Consider the following 14,668-nt stretch of genomic DNA (forward strand, 5'->3'; position numbering starts at 1 on the left):
TCACCAAGGCCGAGGCGGTCCAGGCCCCCAAGGGCGGACGCAGCGACCAGATCACCTCCTCCTCCGTCCCCCGCCTCAACCAGGCCGCAGTGGCGGCCGGAAACGCGCAGATCGACGCCGTCTCCGGAGCCACCTACACCAGCGCGGGCTACAAGCAGTCCCTCCAGTCGGCGCTGGACCAGGCCGGTGGCTGACACGGTGGCCGACCCCGCACAGGCTCCCGCCGCGGCACGTCATGTGGAAGAGACGATGGGGACCGTCTTCTCCCTCGACGTCCGCGGCGGGGAACCGGCCGCCGTGCGCGCGGCCCTGGACGAGGCCGTCGCCGGACTGCACCGCGTCGACGAGGTCTTCAGCACCTATCGCGAGGACAGCCAGATCGCCCGGCTGCAGCGCGGTGAACTGACCGTCGCTGAGTGCGATCCCGAGGTCGCCGAGGTCCTGAAGCTGGCGGCCGAGGCGGAGCGGCTGAGCGACGGCTGGTTCAGCCCGTCGTACCAGGGCCGTCTCGACCCGACCGGCATCGTCAAGGGCTGGGCGGTCGAGCGGGCGGCCCGGCGGTTGTCGGAGGTGCCGGGGGTGTGCGGGGTGAGCGTCAACGGCGGCGGCGATGTGCAACTGCTCGGGGCGCCGGGGGCGCAGCGGCCGTGGCGCGTGGGTGTGTCGGACCCGTTGCGGCCGGGGGGTCTCGCGGCCGTCATCTCGGCGGCCGGGGTGGACGAGCTGTCCGTGGCCACGTCCGGTACGGCGGAGCGGGGCGCGCATATCCTCGACCCGCGTACGGGACATTCGGCCGTGACCGACCTGGTCGCCGTGACCGTGGTCGGACCTCGGCTGACCTGGGCGGACTGCTGGGCCACGGCGGCGTTCGCGATGGGGTCGCGGGAGGGGCTGGCGTGGCTGGAGTCCCTGCCGGATGTCGAGGCCTTGCTGATCACGGCCGGTGACGAGGTGCGGTGCACTGGGGGGTTGGCGGCGCGGCTGGGGTGAGTCGGAGCTGAAGCCGGGGCGTGTCGCTCACCCGCGCTGGCGGGGTGCCGCTGCGCCCACCCGTGCCGCCCTTGGCGGCACGACTGCCCGCAGCTAAGGCCTTTGGGGGCGCGGGGAACTGCGCGATCGGCCACAGTCCGCCCGCACACAACCACCTCCATGCACCTCTACGGCGCTCCGTGCCCGTTCTGCGCCAGCCTCAGCAAATGCTCCGCCAGTGCCCGCCCCCCATCCGGCTCCCTGCTGATCAGCAGCAACGTGTCGTCACCGGCGATCGTCCCCAGGATGTCGTGCAGCTCGGCCTGATCGATCGCCGACGCCAGGAACTGCGCAGCCCCAGGAGGGGTCCGCAGCACCACGAGATTCGCCGAAGCCTCCGCGGAGATGAGCAGCTCCTGCGACAACCGCCGCATCCGCTCCTCCTTCGCCGACCCGCCCAGCGGCGCCCGGGGCGTACGGAAGCCCCCCTCGCTCGGCACCGCGTAGATCAGGTCACCGTCGGTGTTGCGGATCTTCACCGCGTTCAGCTCGTCCAGATCCCGGCTGAGCGTCGCCTGCGTGACGCTCAGCCCGTCGTCGGCGAGCAGCTTCGCCAGCTGGCTCTGCGACCGCACCGGCTGCCGGTTGAGGATGTCCACGATCCGGCGGTGGCGTGCGGTGCGGGTCTGCGGCACGGCGGGCCCGTTCGCCCCCTGCTCGGGGTCCTGCGCCTGGCTCATCGTCGTCTCATTCTCCGGATCGTCCGTCCCCGTGGGCCGCGTCGGCGGCCTGGTCAAGGATGCCGGGCAGCGCCCCGAGGAAGGCGTCCACCTCGTCGTCGCCGAGGTTCAGCGGCGGCATCAGCCTGACGACGTCCGGGGCGGGCACGTTCACCAGGAATCCGGCCTCCTGAGCCGCCTGGCGCACCTGGGGCGCGAGGGGCTCGGTGAGCACGATACCCAGGAGTAGGCCCGAGCCCCGGACAAAATCGATCAACTCGTGGCCGAGGCCTTCGATCCCGTCCCGCAATGCCGCGCTCTGCCGCTTGACGTTCTCCAGCAGCCCCTCGTTCTCGATGGTGTCGAGGACGGCGAGCCCGGCCGCGCAGGCTACGGGGTTCCCGCCGAACGTCGTGCCGTGGTGCCCGGGCTGGAGCAGCTCCGCGGCCCGCCCGAAGGCGACGGTCGCGCCGAGCGGCAGCCCGCCGCCGAGCTGCTTGGCGAGGGTGACGATGTCGGGCAGGACACCCTCGTGGGCCTGGTACTCGAACCAGTGCCCGGTCCGGCCGATGCCGGTCTGCACCTCGTCGAGGACGAGGAGCGCCCCGGTCGAGGCGGTGATGGCACGGGCGGCCTTGAGGTAGCCGGCGGGCGGGACGACGACGCCCAGCTCACCCTGGATCGGCTCGATGATGACGAGCGCGGTCTCCTCGGTGACCGCGGCGGCCAGTGCCTGCGCGTCGCCGAAGGGGACATGGGTGACATCGCCGGGCAGCGGCAGGAACGGCTCCCGCTTGCCGGGCTGGCCGGTCATCGCCAGGGCGCCCATGGTCCGCCCGTGGAAGGCGCCCTCGGTGGCCACCACATGGGTCCGGCCGGTCAGCCGGCCGATCTTGAAGGCGGCCTCGTTGGCCTCGGCACCGGAGTTGCAGAAGAAGACCCTGCCGTCCCGGCCGAAGAGCCGGAGCAGCCGCTCGGCGAGGGCGACGGTGGGCTCGGCCATGAAGAAGTTGGAGACATGGCCGAGGGAGCCGATCTGCCGGGTCACGGCCTCGACGATCGCCGGGTGGGCGTGGCCGAGGGCGTTGGTCGCGATGCCGCCGACGAAGTCGAGGTAGGAGTTGCCATCGGCGTCCCGGACCCGGCTGCCTTCGCCGCTCACCAGGGGCAGCAGCGGGGTGCCGTAGTTGTTCATGAGGGCGCCCTGCCACCGCGCGGTCAGTTCCTCATTGCTCATGACTCCCCCTGTTCGCCCGGTCCCTCGGGCTTCTCGTCGGGCACGACCATCGTGCCGATGCCCTCGTCGGTGAAGATCTCCAGCAGGATCGAGTGCTGGACCCGGCCGTCGATGACACGGGCGGTGGTCACGCCGCCCCGGACTGCGTGCAGGCAGCCCTCCATCTTCGGCACCATGCCGGAGGACAGGTCCGGCAGGAGCCGCTCCAGCTCGGAGGCGGTGAGGCGGCTGATCACCTCGTCGCTGTTCGGCCAGTCCTCGTAGAGGCCCTCGACGTCCGTGAGGACCATGAGGGTTTCGGCGCCCAGAGCAGCAGCGAGTGCCGCAGCCGCCGTATCAGCATTGACGTTGTAGACATGCCCGTCGTCCTGGGAGCGGGCGATCGAGGAGACGACCGGGATGCGGCCGTCGGCGAGCAGGGCCTCGATGGCGCCCGTGTCGATCGCGGTGATCTCACCGACCCGGCCGATGTCGACGAGCTCGCCGTCGATCTCGGGCTGGTGCTTGGTGGCGGAGATGGTGTGGGCGTCCTCGCCGGTCAGGCCGACGGCCAGCGGCCCGTGCTCGTTGAGCAGCCCGACCAGCTCCCGCTGGACCTGGCCGGCCAGCACCATGCGGACGACGTCCATGGCGTCCTCGGTGGTCACCCTCAGGCCCGCCTTGAACTCGCTGACGATGCCGTGCTGGTCGAGGGCGGCGCTGATCTGCGGGCCGCCGCCGTGCACGACGACGGGCTTGAGGCCGGCATGGTGCAGGAACACCACGTCCTGGGCGAAGGCGGCCTTCAGCTCCTCGTCGACCATGGCGTTGCCGCCGAACTTGATGACGACCGTCTTGCCGTTGTGCCGGACCAGCCAGGGCAAGGCCTCGATGAGGATCTGCGCCTTGGGCAGCGCGGTGTGCTTACGCGTCGATCCACTGCTCATGACGAGTACGCGCTGTTCTCGTGGACGTAGTCGGCGGTGAGGTCGTTGGTCCAGATCGTGGCGGTCTCGGAACCGGCGGCCAGGTCGGCGACGATGTGCACCTCGCGGTAGCGCATGTCGACCTTGTCGCGGTCCTCGCCGACTCCGCCGTTCTTGCAGACCCAGACGCCGTTGATGGCGACGTTGAGCCGGTCCGGCTCGAAGGCGGCCTCGGTCGTGCCGATCGCGGAGAGCACGCGGCCCCAGTTGGGGTCCTCGCCGTGGATGGCGCACTTGAGGAGGTTGTTGCGGGCGATGGAGCGGCCCACCTCGACGGCGTCGTCCTCGGTCGCGGCGTTGATCACCTCGACCTTGATGTCCTTGCTGGCGCCCTCGGCGTCCCGGATGAGCTGCTGGCCGAGGTCGTCGCAGACCTGCCGTACGGCCTCGGCGAACTCCTCGTACCCGGGGGTGACTTCGGCGGCGCCGGAGGCGAGCAGCAGCACGGTGTCGTTGGTGGACATGCAGCCGTCGGAGTCGACCCGGTCGAAGGTCGTCCGGGTGGCCGCCCGCAGCGCCTTGTCCAGGACCTCGTTCTCGAGGTCCGCGTCGGTGGTGAGGACGACGAGCATGGTGGCGAGGCCGGGGGCGAGCATGCCCGCGCCCTTGGCCATACCGCCGACGGTCCAGCCGTCCTTGGTCACGACGGACGTCTTGTGGACGGTGTCGGTGGTCTTGATGGCGATCGCGGCCTTCTCACCGCCGTGCTCGGAGAGCTGTGCGGCGGCCGTCTCGACGCCCGGGAGCAGCTTGTCCATCGGCAGGAGGAGGCCGATGAGGCCGGTCGAGCAGACGGCGACCTCGATGGCGCCCCGGCCGAGCACCTCGGCCACCTTCTCGGCGGTGGCGTGCGCGTCCTGGAAGCCCTTCGGCCCCGTACAGGCGTTGGCGCCACCGGAGTTGAGGACGACGGCGGAGACCTGGCCGCTCTTCAGCACCTGCTCGGACCACAGGACCGGCGCGGCCTTCACACGGTTGGCGGTGAAGACGCCGGCGGCGGCGCGGCGGGGGCCGGTGTTGACCACGAGGGCCAGGTCGGGGTTGCCGTTCTCCTTGATCCCGGCGGCGATCCCGGCCGCCGTGAATCCCTGTGCTGCCGTCACGCTCACGGCGCAACTCCGATCGTCGTCAGTCCCGTGGTCTCGTCGAGACCGAGGGCGATGTTCATGCTCTGGACGGCACCGCCCGCGGTGCCCTTGGTGAGATTGTCGATGGCGCTGATCACGATGATCCGTCCGGCGGCCGCGTCGTACGCGACCTGCACCTGAACGGCGTTCGAACCGTAGACGGACGCAGTGGCGGGCCACTGCCCCTCGGGGAGCAGGTGCACGAAGGGCTCGTCGGCGTAGGCCTTCTCGTAGGCGGCGCGCACGGACTCGGCCGTGACGCCCTCCTTCGCGGCGGCGCTGCACGTGGCCAGGATGCCGCGCGGCATCGGCGCCAGGGTGGGCGTGAACGACACGGAGACCGGCTCGCCGGCGGCCACGCTGAGGTTCTGGGTGATCTCGGGCGTGTGCCGGTGCCCGCCGCCGACGCCGTACGGGGTCATCGACCCCATGACCTCGCTGCCCAGCAGGTGTGGCTTGGGCGCCTTGCCCGCGCCGGAGGTGCCGGAGGCGGCGACGATCACGGCCTCGTTCCCGGCGAGTCCGGCGGTGTACGCCGGGAAGAGGGCCAGGGAGACGGCGGTGGGGTAGCAACCGGGCACCGCGATGCGCTTGGACCCCTCCAGCGCGGCGCGGGCACCCGGCAGTTCGGGAAGGCCGTAGGGCCAGGTTCCGGCGTGCGGCGAGCCGTAGAACTTCTCCCAGGCGGCGGCGTCCGTCAGGCGGAAGTCCGCGCCCATGTCGACCACCAGCACGTCCGGGCCGAGCCGCTCGGCGACGGCCGCGGACTGCCCGTGCGGCAGTGCGAGGAAGACGACGTCGTGACCGGCGAGGACCTCGGGGGTGGTTTCCTGGAGCACTCGCCCGGCCAGGGGCAGCAGGTGCGGCTGGAGCGCACCGAGCTTCTGCCCCGCGTTGGAGTTGCCGGTGAGGGCGCCGATCTCTACCTCGGGGTGGGCCAGCAGCAGACGCAGCAGTTCCCCGCCCGCGTATCCACTCGCTCCGGCCACTGCCGCACGTACCGCCATGGAACCTCCTCCTCAGAGAGCATGACTATACGTTGAGCCGCAGTTTTATGCAACGGCAGCCGACCCGATGTGGGAAAGCCTTTGTGACCGAGATTTTCAGTTGGCACATGGAGCACGCTGAGGAGATGGGCGTCTGCAAGCCGCGACTCCGCGCGTTCGAGTACATGCTCGACAAGCTCGGCGTGACACCCGACGAACTAGTGCACGTCTCCGCGATCCCTATGTACGACCATCGCTCCGCGGCCATCATGGGCATCGAGAACAAGGTGTACGTCGACCGCGGCTTCGAGCATGACGAGCACTGGCTCGGCTACGAGCGGATCACCGACGTCGCCGACCTCCCGGTCCTCTTCGCCTGCCGCGCCCTACTGCCTGAAAACCGGCCCTAACGGGTGAGGCGGACCAGGCGCTTATAGCAGCAGAGCGCGGCCGCCGGCCCGAGAAAGGCCAGGTAGTTGCGGGAATTACGCTCGTAGCGGTGGGTGAGCCTGCGGTAGCCGGACAGCCACGACATGGTCCGCTCGATCACCCCCCTGCGGCGGCCAAGGCGTTCGCCGGACTCGATTCCAAACCCGTCCGGCACCAACCGCTTGACCAGATCCGTCATGCACGAATCAACGAACGAGCAGGGTTCGCGAGCAGATATTGGTAACCGCGGCCAACGCAACTTGACGAATGCCTCTTGCCGAGGGTCAGCGCAGCCGGTCCTTGGCCTTGTAGTACGCCCCGGCGAAGGGCAGGAACCAGGCGGTGCCGTTGTAGAACGGCACCGGAACCTTGGGGAAGCCGAAGCCGCGCATGGGGTTGGCCTCCGGGTGGCCGTCCATGACCTCGGCCATGGCGCGGCCCATGTAGGTGGCCATCTGGACGCCGTGGCCGCAGTAACCCATGGAGTAGTAGAGGCCGTTGACCTGGCCCGCGTGCGGAACGCGGTCGTAGGAGAAGCCGACCATGCCGCCCCACACGTAGTCGATCCGCACCCCGGCCAGCTGCGGGAAGATCTCGGTCATCTCCCGCTTCAGGACGCCACCGCTCTTGACGTCCGAGGCGGGGTCGGAGGGGGCGAAGCGGGCCCGGCCGCCGAAGGCCAGGCGGTTGTCCGGGGTGATGCGGATGTAGTGGCCGATGTTCTTGGAGGACACGACCACGCGGTTGTTGGGGATGAGCTGCCGGGCCCGCTCCTCGCCCAGTGGCTCGGTGACGATGACGAAGCTGCCGACGTTGATCAGCCGCTTGCGGAACCAGGGCAGCGACTTGTCGGTGTAGGCGTCGGTGGCCGCCATGACCTGCTTGGCACGGATGGTGCCGTGCAGGGTCTCGACGAGGAGACCGCCCTCGGGGAGGCGGTGCAGCGCGGTGGCGGCGTTGCGTTCGTGGATCTGAGCCCCGGCGCGTTCGGCGGCCTCGGCGAGGCCATGGACGTATTTGCCGACGTGAAGGTGCGCGCTGAGCGGGTCGAGCAGGGCTCCGTGGTAGTAGTCGGAGCCCAGCTCGGCACGCAGATCGCTCTTGCTCAGCAGCGTGGTGTCGTGGCCGAAGTTGTCGGCCAGGTCGCGCTGCTTGGCCCGCATGCTCTCGAAGTGCTGCGGCTTGAACGCGACGCCCAGACGCCCTACGCGGTGGAAGTCGCAGTCGATCTGCTCCTTGACCGTCAGCTCCTCCACCAGGTCCACCGCCTCGCGGAAGGCGTCGTACAGTTCCCGGGCCCGCGGCTGACCGTAGCGCTTGCGCGCCTCGGCGGGGCTGATGGTGATGCCCTGGGTGCACATGCTGCCGTTGCGCCCGGAGGCGCCGGAGCCGACCTTGTCCTTCTCCACGAGGACGACGTGGGCGCCCTTGCGTGCCGCGTGGTAGGCAGTGGACAGGCCGGTGAGGCCGCCGCCTACGACCACCAGGTCCGCCTGCTCGGGCAGGGGCTTGCCGGTCCGGTCGGGGAAGGCAGGAGCTGTGTCGAGCCAGTAGGGGATCTGCTTCATGACGTACGTCCTCGGTCTTCCTGGTAGTCCAGGGGTGTTTGTCTGGGGCCCGGCTTCAGCAGCCGAGCAGGGCCGGCAGGCCGGACAGGTCGGGCAGCTCGTCGAAGGGCTGGTAGTCGGCGCTGCCGCGGGCGCCGATGGAGCCGTTGTGGCCGTAACGGTTGATCCACACGCGGCGAGCGAGGCCGAGGTCGCGGGTGGGGATGAGGTCGTACTCCCAGCCCTGGGCGACGTGGATGACCTGGGCGGGGTCGATGTCCATGGTCTGGAAGGCGTACTCGAAGGTCTGCCGGGACGGCTTGTACGCCTTGGCCTGCTGGGCGGTGATGACATGGTCGAACTCGACGCCGATGTTGGCCAGGTTCTGGGCGATGAGGTCGTCGTCCGTGTTGGAGATGATGGCGATCTCGTACCGGGACTTCAGCGCCCGCAGGGCGGCCGGGACCTCGGGGTGGGGGCCGAAGGTGGGCACGGCCGCGACCAGGGCCTCGCCGTCGGACTGCCGGTACTCCAGGCCGTGCAGACGCATCGCTGTCTCCAGGCTGGCGGGCAGCAGCTCGCGGAAGGGGCGGTATGCCTCCAGGACGGCGTGGAACCGCATGATGCGGAAGTCGTCGAGGAACTCGTCGACGTTCAGACGGTCCAGGTCCAGCCGGTCGGCCAGGACCTTCAGGGTGGTGGGGCCGAGCTGGAAGTCGACCAGGGTGCCGTAGGCATCGAAGGTGACGATCTGACGCATGGCATTCAACCTCTTTCCGGGCATATGGGACACCTGGTTCAGGAGGCTGCCGAGGCGTTGGGGCAGCGACCTGTTCAGGGGGATGGGGGCTGAGGGGTGCCCGAGGGGCCGCCGCTGGAGGACGAGCCCCCGGGCAGGGCCGGGGACGACGAATGCTGACCAGGTAGTCGGCGGCAGCATCGTTACTGCGCCGATGCGATGAGCCTCTCTCCGGCTCGAGGTGATGCGTCAGTGAAGCACTGTGGAGAATCCGGCAACAAGGGACGTGAGGCCGCGAGATCGACCGCGTATTTTGTGCCTGTGCACAATTTCTGAGAAGCACCGCGAGTGGCTCCGGCGCGAACTGCGGCCGCTCGGCGCTGCTGCCCGGCGGCGTGACCGGGCTGTCGGCCGTCAAGGCTGCCGTCCTCATGATGGGCATGTGGCCTCTGCCCGCGCCCCTTTGGCTCCAGCTCTCGGTCGCGGCCCCGGCCGGTTGCCTCGACCCGTCCAGCGATCGCTGGGTCAGGACATCGTCGCCCGGAAGCGGGCGCCCGCGTCCGTCTCCAGCCAAGCCAGGGCGAGGACCAGCCGGGCGGCGTCGTTCGGTCTGGACAGCTTCAGCCCGGTCGCCTCTTCCACGGCCTGCAGGCGATTGCCCACCGTGTTCCGGTGACGGTAGGTGCGTGCGGCCACCTCGGCGACCGAGCCCAGGTCGAGGTACCAGCGCAGGGTCTCGACGATGCTGTCGCTGTCGCGCAACTCGAGCAGTGGGCGCAGCACGCCGGTGGCCATCGCACCGGTGAGCTCCTCCTGCGCCGCCATGATCGCCCCGATCCAGTGGCCCTCCACGTGCCGCACTCCGGGCTGCGCGGAGCTGCGGATCGCGGCCCGTGCGAACCGGATGCCCCGCGCCGTCAGCGCCAGCCCGGGGACTTCCGCGACGCCGCAGCGCCACGGGGCGAACGGCCGGAGCATGGCAAGCAGGGCCTCTTCATCGCGCCGTCCGTGACCGATGATGCCGAGGAGCTCGTCGCCCATCCATCCGAAGTGACGTACCAGGCCGCCCCGACGCAGCGCATCGTCGACCTGGGACACAGCCGGGTCCCCGGTAGGAACGGATTCGACCACGACCACGGTCAGGGCGACGTTCTCGGAGAAGCCCAGCAATGTGGAGGCCTCGGCGACGGTGGAGGGATCCTGCTCCCCTTCCAGGACCAGGCGGCTGAAGGCGCGGTTGCGCACCTCCGTACGGCGGCTCGCCAGGTCGCGCTCGGTGCGGCGGTAGGCGTCGACGACCTCGACGCTGTTGGCGTCCGTCGCCTCCCAGACGCGGATCAGCCCGTCGAGGAAGTCGGGATCGGCGCTGATGCCACGTGCTCGCCCCTCTGCGAGCACGGCCTCCCACAGGGTCCTGAGGTCCAGCTGGAAGGAGTGCATCAGAGCGGTCAGGGGGAACGCCTGCTCCGCTCGCTCGCGTCCCACGTCCTCGGTGGCGCGCGAGACCGTCCGGGGCACGGGACCGCCGGCCAGCCGGGTCAGGGCGAGTTCGAGGGTTCGTCGCATCCCCTCCCGTTTCTGGACCGGGTCCCAGTCCGCCGACGCGTAGGCGGGCTCCTCGGCTTCCAATTGTTCGAGAGCACGAGAGGTCAGTTCGTCGAGTCGTTCCTCGAGGAGCCGGCGCGCGATCGCCTGCACGGCGTCGTGGCGAGCCCCGCCCTGACGGTGTCCCGGGCCGCTCATGAGGACCGCCTCTCCCGACGGCAGCCGTCACCGGACGGATCCGGGGCCGTCTCCGGGTAATGCCGCTGACATGCCGCTGGGGCTCCCTGGCAGTAATTGTGCACAGGCACAAAATACGGGGTCGATGTCGCGGCCTCGCGTCCCTTGTTGCCGGATTCTCCGCGGTGTTTCATCTGACGCATCACCTCGGGCTGGAGAGACCTCGTGACATGACCACGCACTTGGAGCAGCTATGGCGCTTCCGCAGGCACCTGATCCCCAGTCCGTCACCTTGAGCAGGCGCTGCTGAGGGCGCCGCGTTCCTCGGGTCAGTGTCAGCGGTTCGCCAGGCAGAGCGGAATCGAGATCACCCAGGACTCCCGCAGAGACTACGCCGAGCTCAAGGCGAGGGTCGAGGACCATGAGGACACCGCTGGACGCCGCCGATGCGCTGCGCGGGGTGCTCGCCGCCAACGTCACCTGGGACGCCATGACCGCCGCCGCGTGAGCTGATGACCGGGCTCGATGAGCGCTCCGCCTTTGACGGACGACCCGCCTCGGACCTGATCGCCGACCAGGTGTTGGAGAGCGTCCTGGCCCGGGTCCCGCTTGGTCGAGGTCTGCGCAGCCCGTGAAGCGATCGAGACACAGCCGCGGCAGCCCCGCCCGCCGCCCCCGGGAACCGCAATCGATCGGACCGTCCGGAGCTGGCTGACAGCGTCGGGCAAAGGTCCGACACGGGTGGCAGGGGGGACTGACCACGACCTGAGCGTCGTGGCGCAGGCCCACGGTGAGTGATGAGCGACCTGACGACGAGAGAGAGAACGCACCGATGACCTCAGCGACCACCACCGGCCAGGACGGAACGACCATCCCCGGTCACACCGGCCAACTGCCGGGCTCGCTCCTCGATCACGTGCTGCGGCAGTCCTTCGGACTCGAGGGATACGTCCAGCACCCACTGGGAGGGGAGGTCGACCAGAACGTCCGGATCACCGGCGACGACGGCATGCGCTACTTCGTACGGGTCACCCGCGCGGAGCCGGACTCGGCCGACGTTCTCTGGCAGAACTCGCTCCTCCAGCATCTGGCCTCGACCGTTCCCGGCCTTCCGGTGCCACGGCTGGTCCCGACACGCGAGGGGAAGTGCCTTGCCGCCGTCGTCCACGAGGGCCGAACGCACGTGGTCCGCGTGATGAGCTGGATCGAGGGCCGGGTCCTGGCGGATCTCGACGACCACCCCGCGGCGCTTCTGCGTCAGCTGGGAGAAGCCGCTGGGCGGCTGAGCCTCGGACTCTCCAGCATGGAGCCACCGGTGGGCTTGGAACCGCACGACTGGGACATGCGCCGGGCCGCTGAGATCGTAGAGGCGTCGCTGCACGCTGTACAGGACGCGGACCGGCGGGAGCCGGTGCGCACGATCATGGGCTGGTACGACGATCTCCTGCCGGCATGGGACCGACTGCCGCGAAGCGTCGTACACCAGGATCTCAATGACGCCAACGTCCTCGCCGACGCTGACGAGGACGGGGTGCTGCGGATCTCGGGCATCGTCGACCTGGGCGACTCGCTCTACAGCGTGCGCGCGGCAGAGGTGGCGATCGCGGCGGGCTACGCCATGGTCCGCAAACCCGACCCGCTCGCCGCGGCGGCCGAAGTCGTGGCCGGCTTCCACTCGGTGCTCCCCCTCACGGCTGAGGAACTGGCGGCTGTCTATCCGTTGGCGGCCGCCCGGCTGTGCATGAACGCCGTGACGTGGACGCGCCGGGTCGCCGAGAGCGACACGCCGTACGGGCGGACCCGCATGCAACACACCTGGCCCGCGATCACGCAGGTGGCCGAGGTTTGCCCCGACGTCGCCGAGGCGACGTTCCGGGTCGCGTGTGGGCTCCCCCCGACGCGGGAGCAGCGGGGTTTGGAAGAGGTCCTGGCAGAGGCGGCCCGAGACGGTGCCCCGCAAGCACCGGCCCCGCAGCTGCTCGACCTGCGACCCGCAAGTGATCTCTACGACGAAGTCGACTGGCACGACGCGAGGGCGGTGCGCGCGAGCATCGACAACGTCCTCGACGGACGACGGCGACGGGGCTACGCGCCCCACCTCAGCGCATCGCTGCTCCTGGGGGGCCGGCGCCGCCCGGGAGCCGACGAGCCCGCGACGGTTCAGGTCGGCGGCTCGCTGATCGTGGCAGACGCCGAGGAGGTTGCCAGCCCGCTGTCCGGCGTCGTCGAAGCCCGCGGTGGCGCCGGGATGCCGTTGGTACTGCGACATGCGGTCGAGGGGCTGGAGTTCTGGACGTGCTGGTGGGGACTCGACGACACGCCGCCCGTCGCGGCGACAGTCCCGCCCGGAGCGCCGTTGGGACGCGCCGGCGCGAGCGAGGAGACGGACCCGCTCGGGTCCTGCGTCCAGGTACAGGTCCACCGCACCGCGCGGATGGCCACGTGGCCGCCGCCTCGTGTCGTGCCGCCCTCCGCGCGGCAGGTGTGGAGCCACCTGTCACCCGACCCCGCCCGGCTCCTCGGGTTCACCGAGTCCTCCACCCCGGCCCCCACCATTGACGACGTCGTCTCAGTGCGCCGTCGCCACATCGCCCGCTCCCAGCGCAACTACTACCGCACCCCGATGAACCTCGTGCGTGGGCGGGACGTGTGGTTCCACGACGAGGACGGCCTGGCCTATCTGGACTCGCTGAACAACGTCACCCACGTCGGCCATGCCGAGCCACGCGTGACGGCCGCCGCCACCCGACAGATGCGCAAGCTCAACACCAACAGCCGTTTCGTCTACCCGCAGATCGCCAGTTACGTGCAGAAGCTGGTAGCCACGCTGCCCGACCCGCTCGAGGTCGTCTTCCTCGTGTGCACCGGCAGCGAGGCGAACGACCTGGCGCTGCGGATCGCCCGCCAGGTGACAGGTCGTCAGCACATCGTCAACATCGACGGCGCGTACCACGGAAACACCGGCGTGGTGACCGGGATCAGCCCGAACCGTTACAAGGGCCCCGGCGGCGCCGGTGCACCCACGACCACCCACGAGGTCGTCATCCCGGACCGCTACCGCAGCACCTACGGGTACGACGACACGGACGCCGGAGTCAAGTACGCGCGCGACGCCGCGGCTGTCATCGAGCGGATCACGGCCGACGGCCGCCCCCCGGCCGCCTTCATCGCCGAGTCCCTGATGGGATCGGGTGGGAACATCGTGTTCCCCGACGGCTACCTCGATGGCGTGTTCACCGCTGCCAGGCGAGCGGGCGCCCTGTGCATCTCCGACGAGGTCCAGGTCGGCGTCGGACGACTCGGACCCTGGTGGGGGTTCGAGCTCCAGGGGGTGGTCCCGGACATCGTCACGATGGGCAAGCCGCTCGGGAACGGGCACCCCCTCGCGGCGGTGGTCACGACTCGGGAGATCGCCGACGCGTTCGACACGGGCATGAAGTACTTCAACACCTTCGGCGGCAACCCGGTCTCCTGCGCGATCGGCGAGGCCGTGCTCGACATCGTCGAGCAGGATGAGCTGAGGGAGAACGCCGTGAGCGTGGGCGGGTACTTCGCCCAGTCGCTGCGCGAGCTCCAGCAGCGCCAACCGCTCATCGGTGACGTGCGGGCGGAAGGGCTCTACCTCGGCGTCGAACTGGTCCGTAACCGCACCAGCAAAATGCCGGCCACTGAGCAGGCCTTCATGGTCACCGAGCTCATGAAGGAGCGAGGTGTCATCGTCTTCCCCAATGGCGTGCACGACAACGTACTGAAGATCAAACCGCCCATGACCTTCCGCCGCGAGCACGTGGATCTCTACGTCGACGTGCTGGACGAGGTCCTGTCCCTGCCCGAGCTGCGCTCGGCCGTTCAGTCCTGAGACGGGCAACCGTCCACTGAGGCAGGGAACGAGAGTGGCCCGCGAAAGCGAGAAGTGCCCCGCGGGCCGGCTTCTCCGGCCAGGGCTTCAAGCCCTCGCCCGCCCTGGGCGGCATCGCCGCGGACCTCGCCCCGGAGCGCCGCGCCTCCCAGTCGATCGACTTCATCACCACAAACGGCCGCTCCGCGAACTGAGTCAGAAAGAGGAAACATGACCCTGACCATCGGCGCGCTGACGGCTGAGCCCGGCCAGAAGACCCGCGGGAGCCTGTCCGCCGACCTCGGCTCCACAACGGTGGAGGTTCCGGCCACCCTGGGACCGGTCGGGGCCGCCGCCCTGCCGGACTGCGAGTGCAACACCTGCAGCGAC

General features: G+C 69.9%; 12 protein-coding genes and 1 pseudogene. 4 read left to right on the plus strand and 9 right to left on the minus strand.

Going from position 1 to position 14,668, the window contains the following annotated elements:
* Both ACWIF2_RS32785 and ACWIF2_RS32790 read left to right on the plus strand, forming a co-directional pair.
* The coding region (locus ACWIF2_RS32785) for an FMN-binding protein (RefSeq protein WP_454364526.1) at window positions 1-194 on the plus strand (194 nt) is incomplete at its 5' end.
* A gap of 55 nt (window positions 195-249) precedes the next feature.
* Complete coding sequence (locus ACWIF2_RS32790) at window positions 250-990, plus strand: FAD:protein FMN transferase (protein ID WP_454364537.1); 741 nt, start codon at window positions 250-252, stop codon at window positions 988-990.
* Between the two features lie 167 nt (window positions 991-1,157).
* On the opposite strand, the gene ACWIF2_RS32795 is transcribed toward ACWIF2_RS32790, so the two are convergent.
* Genes ACWIF2_RS32795 through argC form a run of 5 tightly spaced genes read right to left on the minus strand, consistent with a single transcriptional unit; the run spans window position 1,158 to window position 6,024 of the window.
* Window positions 1,158-1,709 carry an arginine repressor gene (locus ACWIF2_RS32795; RefSeq protein WP_454364527.1) on the minus strand — a complete coding sequence of 184 codons (552 nt, stop codon included), beginning with the start codon at window positions 1,707-1,709 and terminating at the stop codon, window positions 1,158-1,160.
* Window positions 1,710-1,716: 7 nt separating this feature from the next.
* Window positions 1,717-2,925, minus strand: coding sequence for an acetylornithine transaminase (locus tag ACWIF2_RS32800; RefSeq protein WP_454364528.1), 1,209 nt, complete (start codon window positions 2,923-2,925; stop codon window positions 1,717-1,719).
* Entirely contained in the window at window positions 2,922-3,851 is a 930-nt protein-coding gene (gene argB / locus ACWIF2_RS32805; protein WP_454364529.1) for an acetylglutamate kinase, read from the minus strand. Before argB ends, ACWIF2_RS32800 begins: the two co-directional genes overlap by 4 nt.
* Window positions 3,848-4,999 carry a bifunctional glutamate N-acetyltransferase/amino-acid acetyltransferase ArgJ gene (argJ, locus tag ACWIF2_RS32810; RefSeq protein ID WP_454364530.1) on the minus strand — a complete coding sequence of 384 codons (1,152 nt, stop codon included), beginning with the start codon at window positions 4,997-4,999 and terminating at the stop codon, window positions 3,848-3,850. The genes argB and argJ overlap by 4 nt, the downstream gene beginning before the upstream one ends.
* Complete coding sequence (argC, locus tag ACWIF2_RS32815) at window positions 4,996-6,024, minus strand: N-acetyl-gamma-glutamyl-phosphate reductase (RefSeq protein ID WP_454364531.1); 1,029 nt, start codon at window positions 6,022-6,024, stop codon at window positions 4,996-4,998. The genes argJ and argC overlap by 4 nt, the downstream gene beginning before the upstream one ends.
* A 107-nt stretch (window positions 6,025-6,131) precedes the next feature.
* Here argC and ACWIF2_RS32820 point away from each other — a divergent pair, with 107 nt between their 5' ends.
* Window positions 6,132-6,413: an HAD family hydrolase gene (locus ACWIF2_RS32820; RefSeq protein ID WP_454364532.1), complete on the plus strand. Its 282-nt coding sequence runs from the start codon at window positions 6,132-6,134 to the stop codon at window positions 6,411-6,413.
* Here the strand turns inward: ACWIF2_RS32820 and ACWIF2_RS32825 are convergent.
* From ACWIF2_RS32825 to ACWIF2_RS32840, 4 genes and pseudogenes are all read right to left on the minus strand, one after another.
* Window positions 6,410-6,592: pseudogene (locus tag ACWIF2_RS32825) on the minus strand (transposase); the annotation flags it as partial. The gene ACWIF2_RS32820 and the pseudogene ACWIF2_RS32825 sit on opposite strands and share 4 nt — an antisense overlap.
* Before the next feature lie 124 nt (window positions 6,593-6,716).
* Entirely contained in the window at window positions 6,717-8,000 is a 1,284-nt protein-coding gene (locus tag ACWIF2_RS32830) for an NAD(P)/FAD-dependent oxidoreductase (protein ID WP_454364533.1), read from the minus strand.
* A 55-nt stretch (window positions 8,001-8,055) separates the two neighbouring features.
* The gene (locus ACWIF2_RS32835; RefSeq protein ID WP_454364534.1) at window positions 8,056-8,739 is read right to left on the minus strand and encodes a haloacid dehalogenase type II; all 684 of its coding nucleotides are present in this window, start codon (window positions 8,737-8,739) and stop codon (window positions 8,056-8,058) included.
* A 504-nt stretch (window positions 8,740-9,243) separates the two neighbouring features.
* On the minus strand, window positions 9,244-10,461 hold the full coding sequence (locus tag ACWIF2_RS32840) for a PucR family transcriptional regulator (RefSeq protein ID WP_454364535.1): 1,218 nt from the start codon (window positions 10,459-10,461) through the stop codon (window positions 9,244-9,246).
* 811 nt (window positions 10,462-11,272) lie between these two features.
* Between ACWIF2_RS32840 and ACWIF2_RS32845 the strand changes: the two genes are divergently transcribed.
* Window positions 11,273-14,299 (plus strand): aminotransferase class III-fold pyridoxal phosphate-dependent enzyme, encoded by a 3,027-nt coding sequence (locus ACWIF2_RS32845; protein WP_454364536.1) that lies wholly within the window; start codon window positions 11,273-11,275, stop codon window positions 14,297-14,299.
* The last annotated feature ends 369 nt before the right edge of the window (window positions 14,300-14,668 follow it).

The sequence above is a fragment of the Streptomyces sp. NPDC055506 genome (assembly GCF_053643595.1).

Excerpts from the sequence above, each read along its gene's own strand:
- argC (WP_454364531.1), bottom strand. The coding sequence starts at position 6,024 with ATGGCGGTACGTGCGGCAGTGGCCGGAGCGAGTGGATACGCGGGCGGG.
- ACWIF2_RS32820 (WP_454364532.1), top strand. The coding sequence starts at position 6,132 with ATGGAGCACGCTGAGGAGATGGGCGTCTGCAAGCCGCGACTCCGCGCG.
- ACWIF2_RS32800 (WP_454364528.1), bottom strand. The coding sequence starts at position 2,925 with ATGAGCAATGAGGAACTGACCGCGCGGTGGCAGGGCGCCCTCATGAAC.
- ACWIF2_RS32840 (WP_454364535.1), bottom strand. The coding sequence starts at position 10,461 with ATGAGCGGCCCGGGACACCGTCAGGGCGGGGCTCGCCACGACGCCGTG.
- argB (WP_454364529.1), bottom strand. The coding sequence starts at position 3,851 with ATGAGCAGTGGATCGACGCGTAAGCACACCGCGCTGCCCAAGGCGCAG.
- ACWIF2_RS32790 (WP_454364537.1), top strand. The coding sequence starts at position 250 with ATGGGGACCGTCTTCTCCCTCGACGTCCGCGGCGGGGAACCGGCCGCC.
- ACWIF2_RS32830 (WP_454364533.1), bottom strand. The coding sequence starts at position 8,000 with ATGAAGCAGATCCCCTACTGGCTCGACACAGCTCCTGCCTTCCCCGAC.
- ACWIF2_RS32795 (WP_454364527.1), bottom strand. The coding sequence starts at position 1,709 with ATGAGCCAGGCGCAGGACCCCGAGCAGGGGGCGAACGGGCCCGCCGTG.
- ACWIF2_RS32835 (WP_454364534.1), bottom strand. The coding sequence starts at position 8,739 with ATGCGTCAGATCGTCACCTTCGATGCCTACGGCACCCTGGTCGACTTC.
- ACWIF2_RS32845 (WP_454364536.1), top strand. The coding sequence starts at position 11,273 with ATGACCTCAGCGACCACCACCGGCCAGGACGGAACGACCATCCCCGGT.